Source organism: Phaeovulum sp. W22_SRMD_FR3 (assembly GCF_052113705.1).
Lineage (GTDB): Bacteria > Pseudomonadota > Alphaproteobacteria > Rhodobacterales > Rhodobacteraceae > JBGQOG01.
Map to the genome: position 1 here is coordinate 46,201 of NZ_JBGQOG010000016.1, position 15,396 is coordinate 61,596.

The 15,396-nt window shown below is 64.8% G+C and carries 12 protein-coding genes and 2 tRNA genes; 9 read left to right on the forward strand and 5 right to left on the reverse strand.

Going from position 1 to position 15,396, the window contains the following annotated elements:
- Positions 1–3: 3 nt before the first annotated feature.
- The 6 genes from ACEN2S_RS17355 to ACEN2S_RS17380 all read left to right on the forward strand — a co-directional run bounded on the left by ACEN2S_RS17355 (position 4) and on the right by ACEN2S_RS17380 (position 5,553).
- Positions 4–477 (forward strand): GAF domain-containing protein, encoded by a 474-nt coding sequence (locus ACEN2S_RS17355; RefSeq protein WP_441868224.1) that lies wholly within the window; start codon positions 4–6, stop codon positions 475–477.
- A 22-nt stretch (positions 478–499) separates the two neighbouring features.
- Positions 500–1,735 carry an amidohydrolase family protein gene (locus tag ACEN2S_RS17360; protein ID WP_441868227.1) on the forward strand — a complete coding sequence of 412 codons (1,236 nt, stop codon included), beginning with the start codon at positions 500–502 and terminating at the stop codon, positions 1,733–1,735.
- A gap of 81 nt (positions 1,736–1,816) precedes the next feature.
- The gene (locus ACEN2S_RS17365) at positions 1,817–2,938 is read left to right on the forward strand and encodes a C4-dicarboxylate TRAP transporter substrate-binding protein (RefSeq protein ID WP_441868230.1); all 1,122 of its coding nucleotides are present in this window, start codon (positions 1,817–1,819) and stop codon (positions 2,936–2,938) included.
- A 71-nt stretch (positions 2,939–3,009) separates the two neighbouring features.
- Positions 3,010–3,495 (forward strand): TRAP transporter small permease subunit, encoded by a 486-nt coding sequence (locus tag ACEN2S_RS17370; RefSeq protein WP_441868233.1) that lies wholly within the window; start codon positions 3,010–3,012, stop codon positions 3,493–3,495.
- 24 nt (positions 3,496–3,519) lie between these two features.
- Positions 3,520–4,827, forward strand: coding sequence for a TRAP transporter large permease (locus ACEN2S_RS17375; RefSeq protein ID WP_441868236.1), 1,308 nt, complete (start codon positions 3,520–3,522; stop codon positions 4,825–4,827).
- Between the two features lie 18 nt (positions 4,828–4,845).
- On the forward strand, positions 4,846–5,553 hold the full coding sequence (locus ACEN2S_RS17380) for an SDR family NAD(P)-dependent oxidoreductase (RefSeq protein ID WP_441868239.1): 708 nt from the start codon (positions 4,846–4,848) through the stop codon (positions 5,551–5,553).
- A gap of 202 nt (positions 5,554–5,755) precedes the next feature.
- On the opposite strand, the gene ACEN2S_RS17385 is transcribed toward ACEN2S_RS17380, so the two are convergent.
- The 3 genes from ACEN2S_RS17385 to ACEN2S_RS17395 all read right to left on the reverse strand — a co-directional run bounded on the left by ACEN2S_RS17385 (position 5,756) and on the right by ACEN2S_RS17395 (position 8,196).
- Positions 5,756–7,390: an AMP-binding protein gene (locus ACEN2S_RS17385; protein ID WP_441868242.1), complete on the reverse strand. Its 1,635-nt coding sequence runs from the start codon at positions 7,388–7,390 to the stop codon at positions 5,756–5,758.
- A gap of 355 nt (positions 7,391–7,745) precedes the next feature.
- Positions 7,746–7,820 (reverse strand) — tRNA-Val (locus ACEN2S_RS17390).
- A 19-nt stretch (positions 7,821–7,839) separates the two neighbouring features.
- Complete coding sequence (locus ACEN2S_RS17395; RefSeq protein WP_441868245.1) at positions 7,840–8,196, reverse strand: HU family DNA-binding protein; 357 nt, start codon at positions 8,194–8,196, stop codon at positions 7,840–7,842.
- 169 nt (positions 8,197–8,365) lie between these two features.
- Here ACEN2S_RS17395 and ACEN2S_RS17400 point away from each other — a divergent pair, with 169 nt between their 5' ends.
- The gene (locus ACEN2S_RS17400) at positions 8,366–9,289 is read left to right on the forward strand and encodes a hypothetical protein (RefSeq protein WP_441868248.1); all 924 of its coding nucleotides are present in this window, start codon (positions 8,366–8,368) and stop codon (positions 9,287–9,289) included.
- 109 nt (positions 9,290–9,398) lie between these two features.
- On the opposite strand, the gene lon is transcribed toward ACEN2S_RS17400, so the two are convergent.
- A complete protein-coding gene (gene lon, locus ACEN2S_RS17405; protein WP_441868250.1) occupies positions 9,399–11,807 on the reverse strand; it encodes an endopeptidase La in 2,409 nt (802 codons plus the stop codon).
- A 914-nt stretch (positions 11,808–12,721) separates the two neighbouring features.
- Complete coding sequence (locus ACEN2S_RS17410) at positions 12,722–14,041, reverse strand: ATP-binding protein (RefSeq protein WP_441868253.1); 1,320 nt, start codon at positions 14,039–14,041, stop codon at positions 12,722–12,724.
- A 234-nt stretch (positions 14,042–14,275) separates the two neighbouring features.
- Here ACEN2S_RS17410 and ACEN2S_RS17415 point away from each other — a divergent pair, with 234 nt between their 5' ends.
- Together ACEN2S_RS17415 and ACEN2S_RS17420 are read left to right on the forward strand one after the other, a co-directional pair.
- Positions 14,276–15,175, forward strand: coding sequence for an MBL fold metallo-hydrolase (locus ACEN2S_RS17415; RefSeq protein WP_441868256.1), 900 nt, complete (start codon positions 14,276–14,278; stop codon positions 15,173–15,175).
- A 69-nt stretch (positions 15,176–15,244) separates the two neighbouring features.
- Positions 15,245–15,319 (forward strand) — tRNA-Asn (locus ACEN2S_RS17420).
- Positions 15,320–15,396: the final 77 nt, after the last annotated feature.

Below are 15,396 nucleotides of genomic sequence, written 5' to 3' on the forward strand. Positions count from 1 at the left end.
CCGATGACCTCCTCTTCCGATTTCGCGCGGCTGTTGCAGGCGCAACGTGCTCCCCAGCAACCGCAGGTGCTGTTTCAGACGGTGCAAGAGATCTGCGAGGCCCGCTTTGGCTTTCGCTTTCTCACCATCCTGAAAAACCTGCCCGGCACCGGCAATGTCATGCGGATGCACAGCTCGACCACCGGCGATTACCCGGTGGGCGCGCTGAAACCGATGGGCCTGACGCCTTGGGGCACCGTGCTGCTCGAGCGCGGCGAAGCCTGGCTCGGCAATTCGCGCGAGGATGTGCTCTGGGCCTTTCCGGATGCCGAGCTGATCCTGTCCAAGGGCTGCGAAGCCTGCGCCTGCGCGCCGGTCATCTGGGCGGGACGCTGTGTCGGCGTGCTCTCGCTGAACGCCGCCCGCGATGCCTATACCGCTGATGATCTGACCGAGATGACCCTGATTGCCCAGGCGCTCGCGCCCGCGCTGATCTGACTGACCCCAAAGGATTTTCCCGATGACCACCTTGCTGATCAAGAACGCCTGCATCGTCGATGGCACCCAGACCGAACCGACCGCGCCGATGCAGATCGCCATCGAAAACGGCCGCATCGCCGAAGTGGCCCCCACGGTGACATTCACCGCCGATGAAGAGCTGGATCTGGCCGGGCTGACGGTGATGCCGGGGCTGATCGACTGCCATGTGCACACCATCGCCACCACCGCGAACCTTGGCGCCAATGCCGCGCTGCCCTCCTCGCTGGTGGCCGCGAAAGCCTCGCATCTGATGCGCGACATGCTGATGCGCGGCTTTACCACCGTGCGCGATCTGGGCGGTGCCGACCGGGGCCTGCAACAGGCGGTGGAACAGGGCTATTTCGCGGGGCCGCGTCTGGTGATCTGCGGCAAGGCGCTGAGCCAGACCGGCGGTCACACCGATTACCGCGGCCCCTATGACAACCGCGATGTCAGCTGGTACGTCAATCAACTGGGCACCCTCGGCCGCATCTGCGACGGCAAACCCGAGCTGATGCGCGCCGCCCGCGAAGAGCTGAAAAACGGCGCGCAATTCCTCAAGGTCATGGCCGATGGCGGCGTCTCTTCGCCCTCCGATCCGATCGGCTATCTGGTGTTCTCGGTCGAGGAACTCACCGCTTTGGTCGAGATTGCCCGGGGTTTTGGCACCTATGTCTCGGCGCATCTTTACGATGACACCGCCATCACGCGGGCGCTCGACTGCGGGATCACCTGCATCGAGCATGGCAACCTGATCTCGGACGCCACCATCACCCGGGTCGCGCGTGAAGGCGCCTTTGTCGTGCCGACGAACATCACCTATGACCTTCTGGCCCGCAAAGGCGCCGAGTTCGGCCTGCCGCCGGAATCCGTGGCGAAAGTGGCGGATGTGCGCGAGGCGGGGCTGGAGCGTCTGACCAAGATGCACGCGGCCGGGGTCACCATGGGCTATGGCTCTGACCTTTTGGGCGGCATGCAGACCGAGCAGTCGGGCGAGTTCCCGCTGCGCGGGCGCTATATCCCCGCCGATGCCGTCATCCGCTCGGCCACGGTCGACGCGGCAAAAGTGCTGCGGATGGAGGGCCAGATCGGTGCCATCACGCCGGGCGCATATGCCGACATCATCGCCGTCAACGGCAACCCGTTGAAAGACCTGAACCTTCTGACGGATCAGGGCGCACATATCCCGCTGATCCTGCAAGGCGGCCGCGCGGTGAAAAACGCCACCACCCTCTGAAACTTCCAATGCGGGCGGCCTGAACCGCCCGCTTTCCCAACACGGAGACAAACCGCCCGCTTTCCCAACACGGAGACAGACATGAAAAAGCTTTTGACCACGACCCTGCTCGGCGCGTTTCTGGCGCAGCCGCTGGCCGCCGAGACCACCTTTATCGCCAACACCTTCTATGATGCCGCGCATCCTTTGGCGAAGTTCGGCTATACCGAATGGGCCGAGATCGTGAAGGATCTCTCGGGCGGCGATCTCAACCCGCAGGTCTATACCGGCACCGTGCTGCTGGCGCCGCGCGCCTCGCTGCAAGGCATTCGCGACAATGTTGTGCAGGTGGCGCATCATGCAGCAATCTACACCCCCTCGGATCTGCCCGTCGCCAATGCGGTGCAGGAACTCGGCTTTGTCTATTCCGATCCGGTTGCCGCGATCTTCGCCGTGGCCGATTTCTCGATGCACAACCCGGCGCAGCTGCAGGAATGGCAGGATCAGGGCGTCGTCTATCTCGGTGCCTATGCCACCCCGGCCTATATCCTGATGTGCGCCAAGCCGGTGCGCAATCTGGAAGAACTGAAGGGCAAACGCATCCGCACCGCAGGCTCGGCGGTTTCGGCCTGGGTGGAGGAAGCCGGTGGCGTGCCGGTCAACGTCCCCTCCTCCGAGATGTACACCGGGCTCGAGCGCGGCACCCTCGACTGCGCGACCAATGCCGCGAATGATCTGGTGGACCGCTCGCTTTATGAGGTGGCCGAGCATACCACGCTGCTGCCCACCGGCATGTATTGGTCTGGCCCGAACTGGGGTTACAACCCGGATTTCTGGTCCGGACTCAGCGCCGATCAGCGCAAGGTGCTGATGGAGGCCTCGGCCCGCTCGATGGCCCGGCTGATCATCAACTACACCGCGCAGGCCGAAAGCGCGCTGAAAGTGGCGCAGGAGAAGGGCGGCAATGTCTATGAGCCGGAAGCCGATCTGCAGGCCTCGGTGGATGCTTTCCGCGAAAAGACGCTGGAAGGGATTTATGACACCGCCGCAACCACTTATGGGCTGAATGACGCGCAGGGCACCATCGATGACTTCCGCGCCAAGATGAGCAAATGGCAGGAGCTTCTGGCAGGCGTCGACACCAAGGATGAGGACGCGTTGACCGCCCTTGCGATGCAGCAGATCTATGCGGACATCGATCCCGCCAGCTACGGCGTGAAGTGATCTGAGGCCGAAACCATCCCGTGGCGGGGCCTCAGCGCCCCGCCTCACCTGCCTTGCCCTGAGGATGTCCCATGCAAGCCCTGACCCGCTGGTTGAACCGCGCCACGATGGCGCTGGCCTCGCTGTTTATGCTGCTGATGATGGCGCATATCACCACCGACGTGATCGTGCGTTTCTTCTTTCACGGGCGCATCATCGGCACGCTCGAGATCGTGTCCTATTATTATATGGTCGCGCTGGTGTTCCTGTCGCTGGGCTTTGTCGAGCTGCGCAATGAGCATATCCGCGTGGATCTGTTCGCACAGATGATGCCGCCGGTGATGCAGCTTGGCCTGTATATTCTGGCCTGCGGGCTGGGGATGATCTTCTTTGGCATGCTCGGCTGGCAGTCGCTGCACGATGCGCTGAGCGCCACCAGCCGCGCCGAAGAGGCGATGAGCAATTTCACCTTTTACATCTGGCCCGCCCGCTGGGCGCTGCCCATCGGCTTTGCCGGCATCTGGCTGGCGATCCTGACCAATCTGATGAAATCCCTGTCCACGCGCCGCGCGCTGTAACCCGGCCCGAAAAGGACCAAGACCATGAGCAATCTCGACATCGGCATTATCGGAACGGTGGTGGCGCTTGCGCTGATCGCGCTGCGCGTGCCCATCGGCCTGACCTTGGGGCTGGTGTCCATCGCCGGTATCGCCGCGATGTTCAACCTCAACGTCGCCTGGGGCATGATTTCCGCCACCCCCTTCGATTATGTCGGGCAATGGGAGCTGTCGGCGGCGCCGATGTTCCTTCTGATGGGGTTCATCTGCTCGGCCACCGACATGACACGCGGGCTGTTTCTCTCGCTCCGGCTCTATCTTGCGCGGCTGCCAGGCGGGCTGGCGATCACCTCGGTCGGGGCCTGCGCCTTCTTCGCCGCCGCCTCCGGCTCTTCGGTGGCCACCGCCTCGGCCATGTCGCGGCTGGCGGTGCCCGAGATGCTGAAACAGGGCTATGACCGCGGTCTGGCCACCGGCACCATCGCCGCTTCGGGCACCTTGGGCTCGCTCATCCCGCCCTCGGTGCTCCTGATCCTTTACGGCGTCTATGCGCAGGTCTCGGTCGGGCAATTGTTCATGGCGGGGTTCATTCCCGGCGTCCTCTCGGCGCTGATCTATATGGCGATGATCGTCATCCGCGTGAAGCTGAACCCCGCGCTCGCCGGTGCCACGCCCGCCCCGCCGACCGAGGCCGAGCGCCGCGAGGCGCTGCGCGATGTCTGGCCGCTGCCGACGCTGATCATTCTGGTGCTGGGCGGCATTTTCTCGGGGGCTTTCTCGCCCACCGAAGCCGGGGCGCTGGGGGCGTTTTTCGCCGCCCTCATCGGCGCCGCACGCGGCAAGCTGACCCGCGCAGCCGTGGTTGAGGCGGTGACGCAGGCGGTTTCCGCCACCGCCTCGATCTTCATCATCCTGATCGGTTCGCTGTTCTTCACCCGGTTTCTGGCGCTGTCGGGCCTGCCCACCGCCTTTTCCAACGCCATCCTCTCGGTCAGCAGCGATCAGTGGTGGATCCTCTTCGCGGTGGCGGTGATCTATCTGGTGCTGGGGATGCTGATCGATTCCATCGGCCTCCTGCTCCTGACGCTGCCGATCCTGGTGCCGCTGGTGCAATCCACCGGGATTGACGCGATCTGGTTCGGGATTATCGTGGTGAAACTGCTGGAGATTGGCCTGATCACCCCGCCGATTGGCCTGAACGTCTATATGATCAACAGTGCGCTGAACAACGAAGTCACCCTGCCCGAGATTTTCCGCGGCATCGGCTGGTTTCTGGTGATGGATCTGCTGACCCTGCTGATCCTGATCCTGTTCCCCGCGCTGACGCTCTGGCTGCCCTCGCTCGCCTATTGACCCCGGAGGATCCCGACGATGACCACGCCCCCCCTGATGATGCTCACCGGCGGCAGCCGGGGCATCGGCCTTGCCATCGCCAAGGCCGCACAGGCGCGGGGCTGGCACGTCAGCCTCGGGCTGCGCGACGCGGGTCAGCTGCCGGAGGGCATCGACCCCGCGCGGGCCGATGCCTTCGCCTATGACGCCACCGACCGGACGGCAGAGGCCCGCTGGGCCGAGGCGGTGATGGCGCGGCACGGACGGATCGACGCGATCGTCGCCAATGCCGGGATCTTCACCGCGACGCCGGTGGTGGAGGCATCCGAGGCAGAGGTGGATGCGCTCCTCGAGATCAACCTCCGCGCGCCCCGGCGGCTGGCGATGGCGGCCTGGCCCGCGCTGAAGGCCAGCGGGCGCGGCCGGGTGATCATTCTGGGATCGCTCTCGGGCAAGCGCGTGGCCTCACCCGGCTCGGCGCTCTATTCGGTCAGCAAATTCGCGGCGGTGGGGCTGGCGCATGCGCTGCGGCATGAGGGATGGGAGCATGGCATCCGTGCCACCGCCATCTGCCCCGGGCTTGTCGCCACCGAAATGGGGGAAACCGCCAGCCGGGGCACGCGCGCTGCCGAAGAGATGACCCAGCCCGCCGAGATCGCCCATCTGACGCTGGAGGCGATTGGCCTGTCCAACACCGCCTCGGTGGCCGAGCTGCACATCAACTGCCGCACGGATGGTATTTTCTGAACTGACGGCCCCCGGACCGGCCCGCTGCCCGTCCAGATCCCCAAAGGGCCGCATCGCAATCCGCCCGTGCGGCCCTTTGGATTTTCAAAACTGCCGATACTTCAGAATTTTCCGATACGCCCCATGAACGCCGCGGCCACGCCGCAGCAGACCCTTGAGTTGCCGCCCGTTTTGCGGACTTGCGTCACCGCGTCCCAAGGCGTCAGCCCGCCCCATCCTTCAGCAGCTTTCGCAGTTCAAATTTCTGGATCTTGCCGGTGGATGTCTTCGGAAGCTCCTGAAAAATCACTGATTTTGGCGTCTTGAACCCCGCCAGCCGTGCCCTGCAAAAGGCGATCAGCTCGGCCTCGCTCGCCTCCTGCCCGGCTTTCAGCTCGACAAAGGCGCAGGGCACTTCGCCCCATGTCAGGTCAGGCCTCGCCACCACCGCACAGAGCGACACCGCCGGATGGTGCATCAAGGCCCCCTCCACCTCGACCGAGGAGACGTTTTCGCCCCCCGAAATGATGATGTCCTTGGCGCGGTCCGCGATCTGCACATGGGCGTCGGGGTGGTGCAGCGCGATGTCACCGGAATGGAACCAGCCGCCGCGAAAAGCCTCGGCCGTGGCGGCGGGATCCTTGAAATACCCCTTCATCGTGGCATTGCCGCGCATCAGGATCTCGCCCTGCGCCACGCCATCGCGCGGCACCGGCTGCATCGTCTCGGGGTCCGCCACATATTGCCCGGCCATCATCGGCATCACCACGCCCTGCCGGGCCTTTTTCTGCGCGCGCGCCGCCTCGGGCAGCGCGTCCCAGGCGGCGTCCCAGGTGCTTTCGACCGCAGGGCCATAGACTTCGGTCAGGCCATAGACCTGCGTCACCCGGAACCCCAGCCGCTCTATGGCGGCCAGGGTGGCGGCGGCGGGCGGCGCCCCGGCGGTGAACACCTCGACGGTATGCGCAAAGGGGCGGCGTATCGCCTCATCGGCATTGACGATCATGTTCAGCACGATGGGCGCGCCGCCGAAATGCGTCACCCCCTCATAGGCGACCGCATTGTAGATTGCCCCGGCGGTCACATCGCGGCAGCACACGACCGTGCCCCCCAGCGCGGGCAGCATCCAGACGTGGCACCAGCCATTGCAGTGAAACATCGGCACAATGGTCAGATAGCGCGGATAGAGCACCATCCGCCAGCTGATCGGCTGGCCCAGCGTGTTCAGATAGGCGCCCCGGTGGTGATAGACCACGCCCTTCGGCCGCCCCGTCGTGCCCGACGTGTAATTGAGCGCGAGGCTTTCCCATTCATCCTGCGGCATGATCCAGTCAAAGTCCGGATCGCCCGCGTCCAGCAGCGCCTCATAGTCCGGATAGCGGCCCGTGGTGGGAAAGCCTGCGCCATGATCGGGCACTTCGATGATCTTCGGCCCCGCCCCCTCCATGCGCGCCACCGCCGCCTCGGCCAGCGGCAGGAACTGCGTGTCGCAGAGCAGCACCCTCGCCTCTCCATGCCCGAAGATATAGGCGACCGTGTCCGCATCGAGGCGGATGTTGATCGCGTTGAGAATCGCCCCCGTGGCGGGCACGGCGAAATGCGCCTCGGCATGGGCGGGCACGTTGGGCAAGAGCGTGGCCACCACGTCGCCGGGCCGCACGCCCATTGCCACCAGCGCGCTGGCCAGCCGGGTGACGCGCGCGTGGTACTCTGCATAGGTCAGACGGTGGTTGTGATAAACCAGCGCCTCGCGCGTGGCAAAGACCTCGGCGGCGCGGCGCAGATGCGACAGCGGCGTCAGGGGCACGTAATTCGCCGGGGTCTTGTCCAACCCGCTTTCATCCGCCAGCCAGCCCATCCTGCCCCCCAAAGTCCTTTCCGCAAACACTAGCAGGCGGAGGCTGCTTGGCGACGGAAAAATCCCGTGCATCAGGAAAGAAAGGCAAACCCTGCCCCCCGATCACAGCCCGCGTCATCGCCGCTCCGGGCGGCCCTTTGCGCGCGGCACCGGGCGGCGCAACACACCGGCAGCCGCCACGGGTGGCGCAAGGGTCACGGGGGTCACGGGGGGCACAGGGGTCATTCGGGGCGCGGGGTTCATGCGGGGCCAGTGCCGCAGCAGGTGGCCCCGGCGCCCTATGGGTTCACGAACCTGCGCGCCGTCACAAATGCAAGAAGCCGCAGCGCTAAGCTACGGCTTCTCAACAGAATGATGGTGGGTGATAAGGGATTTGAACCCCTGACATCTTCGATGTGAACGAAGCGCTCTACCACTGAGCTAATCACCCGGTGACGCGGTGTTTAGCGTCACTCTGCGGGCTCTGCAAGACCCAATTCTTCAGTTTTTTTCCCGCCGCCTTCGCCACCGCGTTTCAGCTTGATCACCATGATCTCGCCCCCGGCCTTGTCGATCTGACGGCTGACTTTCAGCCGGCCCAGCGGCGGCAGCACCAGCGATTCACCGGACGCCAAGGCATCGCCCAGCATTTGCAGCGTGGCCTCGATCACGCCTTTCGCCTCGCCGCGCTTGGCCCCGGAAGCCTTCACCACGCGATCAACAAAATCCTTTTTCTTCAGCATCAGCGTGCCCTCCGGCCCTTCGGCCGCGACACCGCCGTCAATCACTTGATCGTCTTGGGGAGAATCCGTTGTGGAACTGGCCATCACATGCCTCATATAAAATGGCGGAACTCTTTGAACGATAGGCGGGAATCGGGATATCCGCTACAGGGAACCCGAAACGGCCCCTATTTTACTGCCCAAATGCGACTTGCTTGTCGCAGCTTGGGCAAGCGGTTAAATTTAGCGCAGATTTATGTATTTGGAGAGAGAAATGCTGTTGCCCACCCGCCTGTCTCTGGTGTTCTCCTTTGTGGTGCTGTCCCCCCTCGCCCTGGCACCGCTGCCGCTGGCGGCGCAATCGGCATCGGAAACCGCGATGGTGAAGATGCCCGACACGCTGGTCACCCTGCGCGACGGGATCGAGCCGACCTATGGTTGGGGCGATGTGGAGCCCGGTGACATCGGTCAGGTGCGCCGCCTCGACAATGACGGCGACCTGGTGGTCGATTTCCCGGGCAAGGACGTCTCTGGCTGGGCCTCGCCGGTGGATGAGATGCAGCCGGTGATTGGCGAGGGCATGCTGGTCGAACGCGGTCCCGACTGGAAATGGCAGGATCAGGATGGGGGCGCCGGGCGGCAGGGCAATGTGACGGCGCTCAAGGACAATGGCTGGGTGGAGGTCACCTGGCCCAACGGCACCACCAATGATTACCGCTGGGATCAGGGCGGGCTCTACGACCTGCGGGCGGTTGATCTGGGGATGCATGCCTCGCAAATGGCCGGGGCGGTGGTGGACGATGACCTGCGCGCCAGCCGCTTTGGCAGCTGGACGGTGCTGCGTCAGGGCGAGCAATTGTCTTTTGTCGCCGAGGACGGCGGGATGCAGATCGAATTCTGGAGCCAATCCAATGGCTGGTTCGATTTTCGCAATCAGATGGGGCAATGGACCTATTATTCCAGCAGCTCGAAAGAGACCGATACGTCAGAGCTGACCGAGGTGATCGCGCCCACGGATGAGGAGCCGGTGGGCCTGACGAAATTCGGCGAGTGGCGCCTGCGGGTGACGGCAACCGACATCTATCTCAGCCATCCCGGCAATGATTTTGAGCTGGATATCCCGGCCCAGACCCCGGCAAGTTTTGAGGTGCAGTTCTACGACGGCAAGGTTGAGACCATCGCGGCCGACACCCCGTAAGGCGCGTCACCACCGGAAGGCGCCCAGAGCATGGCGCGGGACGAGATTGGACAGACAAAAAAGGGCCCCCGCTTTCACGGGGGCCTTTTCAATAGGATAGAGGCCTATCTTAATGTGCCGTGGCCGCAGGAGCCGCGGTGCCCGCCAGTTTGGCGGCCAGCGCGGCCGCCTCTTCGGCGGCCTCGTCCCATTCCACCGGCTCGGGCGCGCGCACCAGCGCGCGGGCCAGAACCTCGCGCACATGGCTGACCGGAATGATCTCGAGGCCCTCTTTCACATTGTCCGGAATGTCCTGCAGATCCTTGGCGTTTTCCTGCGGGATCATCACCGTCTTGATGCCGCCCCGCAGCGCCGCGAGCAGTTTTTCCTTCAGCCCGCCGATCGGCAGCACATTGCCGCGCAAGGTCACCTCACCCGTCATCGCCACATCGCGTTTCACCGCAATCCCGGTCAGCACCGAGACAATCGAAGTGACCATGGCGATCCCGGCGCTCGGCCCGTCCTTCGGGGTCGCCCCTTCCGGCACGTGCACGTGGATGTCCACCGCCTCGAACTTCGGCGGTTTCACCCCGATTTCCGGGCTGATCGAGCGGACATAGGAGGAAGCCGCCTCGATGGATTCCTTCATCACATCGCCGAGTTTCCCCGTGGTCTTCATCCGGCCCTTGCCCGGCAGTTTCAGCGCCTCGATCTGCAGAAGATCGCCGCCGACAGAGGTCCAAGCCAGCCCGGTCACCACGCCGACCTGATCCTCCAGCTCGGCCAGACCATGGCGATGCCGCTGCACGCCGAGATATTCCTCGACCTTGGCTTCATCCACCGCCACCGACTTGACCTTGCCCTTCAGGATCTCGGTCACCGCCTTGCGGGCGATTTTCGCCAGTTCCCGCTCCAGATTCCGCACCCCGGCTTCGCGGGTGTAATAGCGGATCACATGGGTCAGCGCGGCGTCGCTGATCGAGAATTCGGCCTTTTTCAGCCCGTGATTCTTGATCTGCTTCGGCACCAGATGCTGGATGGCAATCTCGCGCTTTTCATCCTCGGTATAGCCCGAGAGCGGGATGATCTCCATCCGGTCCAGAAGCGGCCCCGGCATGTTGTAGCTGTTGGCCGTGGTCAGGAACATCACGTTCGAGAGGTCATATTCCACCTCAAGATAGTGATCGGCAAAGGTCGCGTTTTGCTCCGGGTCCAGAACCTCCAGCATCGCCGAGGCGGGATCGCCGCGGAAATCCTGCCCCATCTTGTCGATTTCATCGAGCAAGATCAGCGGGTTGGTGGTTTTGGCCTTTTTCAGCGCCTGGATGATCTTGCCCGGCATCGAGCCGATATAGGTCCGGCGGTGGCCGCGAATTTCCGACTCGTCCCGGACCCCGCCGAGCGAGATGCGGATGAACTCGCGCCCCGTGGCCTTCGCCACAGAACGGCCCAGCGAGGTTTTGCCCACGCCCGGAGGTCCGACGAGGCAGAGGATCGGCCCCTTCATCTTGGTCGCGCGCGCCTGCACCGCCAGATATTCGACGATGCGTTCCTTGACCTTTTCCAGCCCGTAGTGATCGGCATCGAGCACGGCCTCGGCCGCGTTCAGATCCTTTTTCACCCGGGATTTCACGCCCCAGGGCAGCGCCAGCAGCCAATCGAGATAGTTGCGCACCACCGTCGCCTCGGCCGACATCGGCGACATGGATTTGAGCTTTTTCAGCTCGCCCTCGGCCTTGTCGCGCGCCTCTTTCGAGAATTTGGTGGCGGCGATCTTCGCCTCCAGCTCGGCCACTTCATTCTGGCCATCCTCGCCATCGCCGAGTTCCTTCTGAATGGCCTTCATCTGCTCATTCAGATAATACTCGCGCTGGGTGCGCTCCATCTGGTTCTTGACGCGGGATTTGATCTTTTTCTCGACCTGCAGCACCGACATTTCGCCCTGCATCAGGCCAAAGACCTTCTCCAGACGCTCGGCGACGTTCAGCGTCTCCAACAGCGCCTGTTTCTCGGCCACTTCGATGCCGAGATGCCCCGAGACGAGATCGGCCAGCTTGTCGGCATCGCGGCTTTCCGCAATGGCGGCCAGCGCCTCCTCGGGGGTGTTTTTCTTGATCTTGGCGTAGCGCTCAAACTCATCGCCGACCGTGCGCAAGAGGGCCTTGACGGTGTCGGCATCCCCCGGCGTTTCGGTCAGGGTTTCGGCATGCGCCTCAAAGAACTGTTCATTTTCAACGAATTCGGTGATCCGCACCCGCGATTTGCCCTCGACCAGCACCTTGACGGTGCCATCGGGCAGTTTCAGCAGCTGCAGCACATTGGCGAGCACGCCCGTGCGATAGATCCCCTCGGTCGTGGGTTCATCCACGCCCGGGTCGATCTGGCTGGCCAGCAGGATCTGCCGGTCATCGGCCATCACCTCTTCCAGCGCGCGGACCGATTTCTCGCGCCCCACGAAGAGCGGCACGATCATATGCGGAAACACGACAATGTCGCGCAGCGGCAGGACGGGAAAGCTCGATGCAAGAGTCTGGTTCATGCGTTTTCCTCTCTGGCAGGAAGGACGGCCCCGATGCGGCAGCGCGGCCTTCCCCGTTTCAGATCCCATATCTAGGGCGTGACCTGCGGGGGTTCAACCTCTGTCCGATGCGCCCAGAATGCGCCGCCTGCCCGACGGGGGCAAGAGTGCGCCGCAGGCGGAATGCATCAAAGGCCCGCGAGTCGTGCCGGGCGGCAGATCACCGCCACTTTACCGGGCAGTCCCGGGCCGCGCGGTTGAAACCACACCGCTCCGGTCCATCTCAACAAACAGAGGGGAGCGATATTACAAAGTGGCATCCCCCCGATGCAGGAGATCAGAGAGGCCGTCAGGATCATGCCGTTTGTTCGCGCCCCCAATCCGCCCGCCAGAACCCGTTTCCGCCTGGCGCTGCGCGGGCTCTCCGCCGGGGCGAGGACCGGTAAGGCCCGGACGGCAGCGGGCCAGCCCGACGGTGCAGGTGGCACGTTCCCCCGGAACGGTGCCGGGCCCGGCGTCGGGGTCGGGGTCGGGGCCTCGCCTCCCCGCGCCCCCGCGGATTCCGCACGCGGCCCGGATAGGTCTGCGCGCGGTCCCGACACGGCAGAGGTCTACGGCCCGCCCCGGCCGCCCGGTCCTGACGGCGCGCCCGGGCGCGCGGTTGCAGGATGGTGGATCCTCCCCGCCGCAGCAATTGGCGCCATCGTCTGGTCTGTCCTCTTGCACAGGATCATCACCTCGCAGTGAAGCGGTGCGCGTTCGTCGGCCCGCCCCTGCTCTGGCCAGTGCAAAGCTTGACCGGTGCTTTGTTGGGGCATCCCGTTGCCGGGAAACCCTGCTGTCAGCCGATCAGGGGCAGCAACACCGGCGGTCGGCAACACGGGCGGTCAGCCAATCGGGCGCTCAACAGACCGGGCCGCCAACAGATCAGGCGGTCAGCGTGCGAGAACCACCTCGACCTGCAGCCCCCCCAGCCGTTCGCTCTCGCCCAGCCGGATCGCGCCGCCATGGCTGCGGGCAATATCGGCGGCGATGGACAGGCCCAGCCCCACGCCCTGCCCCTTGTTCTGGTTGCGCGCGGGGTCCAGCCGCGTGAAGGGGCGCATCGCCTCTTCGCGCCGCTCGGCGGGAATCCCCGGCCCGTCATCCTCCACCACGATGCGCAACGCCCGTGGCCCCAGAAACACCGAGACCTCGGCCCGCGCGCCGTAGCGCACCGCATTGCCGATCAGATTGTCCAGCGCCCGGCGCAGGCTGTCGGGGCGGAATGTCGCGGTGCCCTCGCCCAACACCTCATGGAGCGTCACCGGACGCCCGGCCCGCTGCGCATCCTCCACCACGCCGCGCACGAATGCCGCAGGGTCCAGCACCTCGGGATCGGTATCGGCGGCATCATCGCGGGCAAAGGCGAGGAAGGCATCGACCAGCCGCGCCATTTCCTCCACATCGCGCTCCAGCGCCGCCACATCCTCATCCTCGGGCAGCATCGACAGGCCCAGCCGCAGCCGGGTCAGCGGCGTGCGCAGATCATGGCTGATCCCCGAGAGCATCAGCGTGCGCTGCTCGATCTGCCGCTCGATCCGCGCCCGCATGTCCAGAAAGGCCGCCCCTGCCGCCCGCACCTCGATCGCGCCCGAGGGGCGGTAGCGCACCACCCGGCCCTTGCCAAAGGCTTCCGCCGCATCGGCCATCCGCCGGATCGGCCGCAACTGATTGCGCAGGAACAAGAACGCCACCAGCGTCATCACCAGCGAGGTGGCCAGCATCAGCACGATCAGCTGATGCGGGTTGGAGGCCGAAACCCGGCGGCGGTCGAGCGAGATCTGCATCGGCCCCTGCCGGGTGGTCAGCACGACCCGGACCACGCGCGAGTTCGACAGATCCACCGCCGTCACCTGCCCCAGCCCCCGGCGCAGCGTATCAATCACCACCCGGCCGGAGAAATCGTAAAACGCCCGCTGATCGCCGGTCTCGGCCGCCACCGGCAGCACCACCACGAGGTTCAGCGTCGCCCCCAGCGCCCCCGCCCGTGCCGCCGCCGTTGCCGCGTCCGGCGCCTGGTCGGCCAGAGATTCCACCGCGATCAGCTCGGTCAGCAGCGCATCCGTCATCTGCCGGGTCACCCCTTCAAAGTGGCGCTGCAAGAACACCACCGACACCACCAGCTGGATGGTGATCACCGGCAAAATCAGAATCGCCGCCGCCCGCCCATAGAGCCCGCGCGGCATCATCCGTTTCAGCCAGAGAAAATCCATGCCACAACTCCGCTATCGCGCCCGCAGCGCCCGCCACCGGTGCCGCCCCGCCCCGCCCGACCCTAGGCCGCGGCACCGCGAGAGAAAAGCCACAAGCGTCCCCGGCCCCCGCCGGGGCCGGTTACCGCCGACCGATGCCATGATCCCGATGCCCCAACGCCGCCCGCCAAAAGCTGCTACCCCAAACACTGCTACCCCAAACGCTGCCACCCTGCCCCGCCCAAGGACTGCCCGATGACCCTTCCCCCCCAAACCGGCATGCCCGAGCCCCTCGCCCCCGGCCTGCGCCGGCTGATCGCCCCGAATCCTTCGCCGATGACCTATTGGGGCACCAACACCTATCTGTTGGGCGAAAAGACGCTGGCGGTGATCGACCCCGGCCCCGCCGATCCGCAGCATCTGGCGGCGATTCTGGCCGCGGTTCCGGCAGGCGCCAGAATCAGCCATATTCTGGTGACCCATGCGCATCTGGACCATTCGCCCCTCGCGCGCGAACTGTCACAGCTTTCAGGCGCGCCGGTGCTGGCCTTTGGCGATGCGCAGGCGGGCCGCTCGCCGATGATGCAGCGGCTGGCCACGGATGGCATGCAGGGCGGCGGCGAAGGCGTTGATGCGGATTTCACCCCCGATGTCACCCTGGCCGATGGCGCGGTGGTCGAAACCGCGGAATGGCGGCTGCAGGCGCTGCACAGCCCCGGCCATTTCTGCAATCACCTGTGTTTCATGGGCGCGGATTACGGCTTCAGCGGCGATCATGTGATGGGCTGGTCCTCGACGCTGATCTCGCCGCCGGATGGGGATCTGGGGGATTACCTGCGCAGCCTGGACCGGCTCGCCGCGCGACGGCCGGACATTCTCTATCCGGGCCATGGCGCACCGATCACGGATCCGGCGCACAGGATCGCCGAACTGGCCGCCCATCGCGCCGACCGCCACGCGCAAATCCGCGCCGCTCTGGCACAGGGCCCGACCACGGCCCCTGCGCTTGCCGCCGCGCTTTATCAGGAGATTCCCCCCGCTCTGCTGGGCGCGGCCGCCCGAAATGTCTTTGCGCATCTGATTGAACTGGTTCAGGAAAACGCGGCTCGCGCTGAAAAACCCCTGCATCCGTTGACGATTTTCGCGCCGGTGTAATTTTTCTGAAAAAATCTGTCAGAACCCACTTGCAGCCCCCAAAAGCCGCCGCTATACACCCCCTCGTGTTCCGGCGTAGCTCAGCGGTAGAGCAGTTGACTGTTAATCAATTGGTCGTAGGTTCGATCCCTACCGCCGGAGCCAAAACTTCCGCAAGTTGCTGAAGTTGCTACGATTTCCCTGATTTAGGTTCAATGTGTCACACTCAGGTGTCACACTTT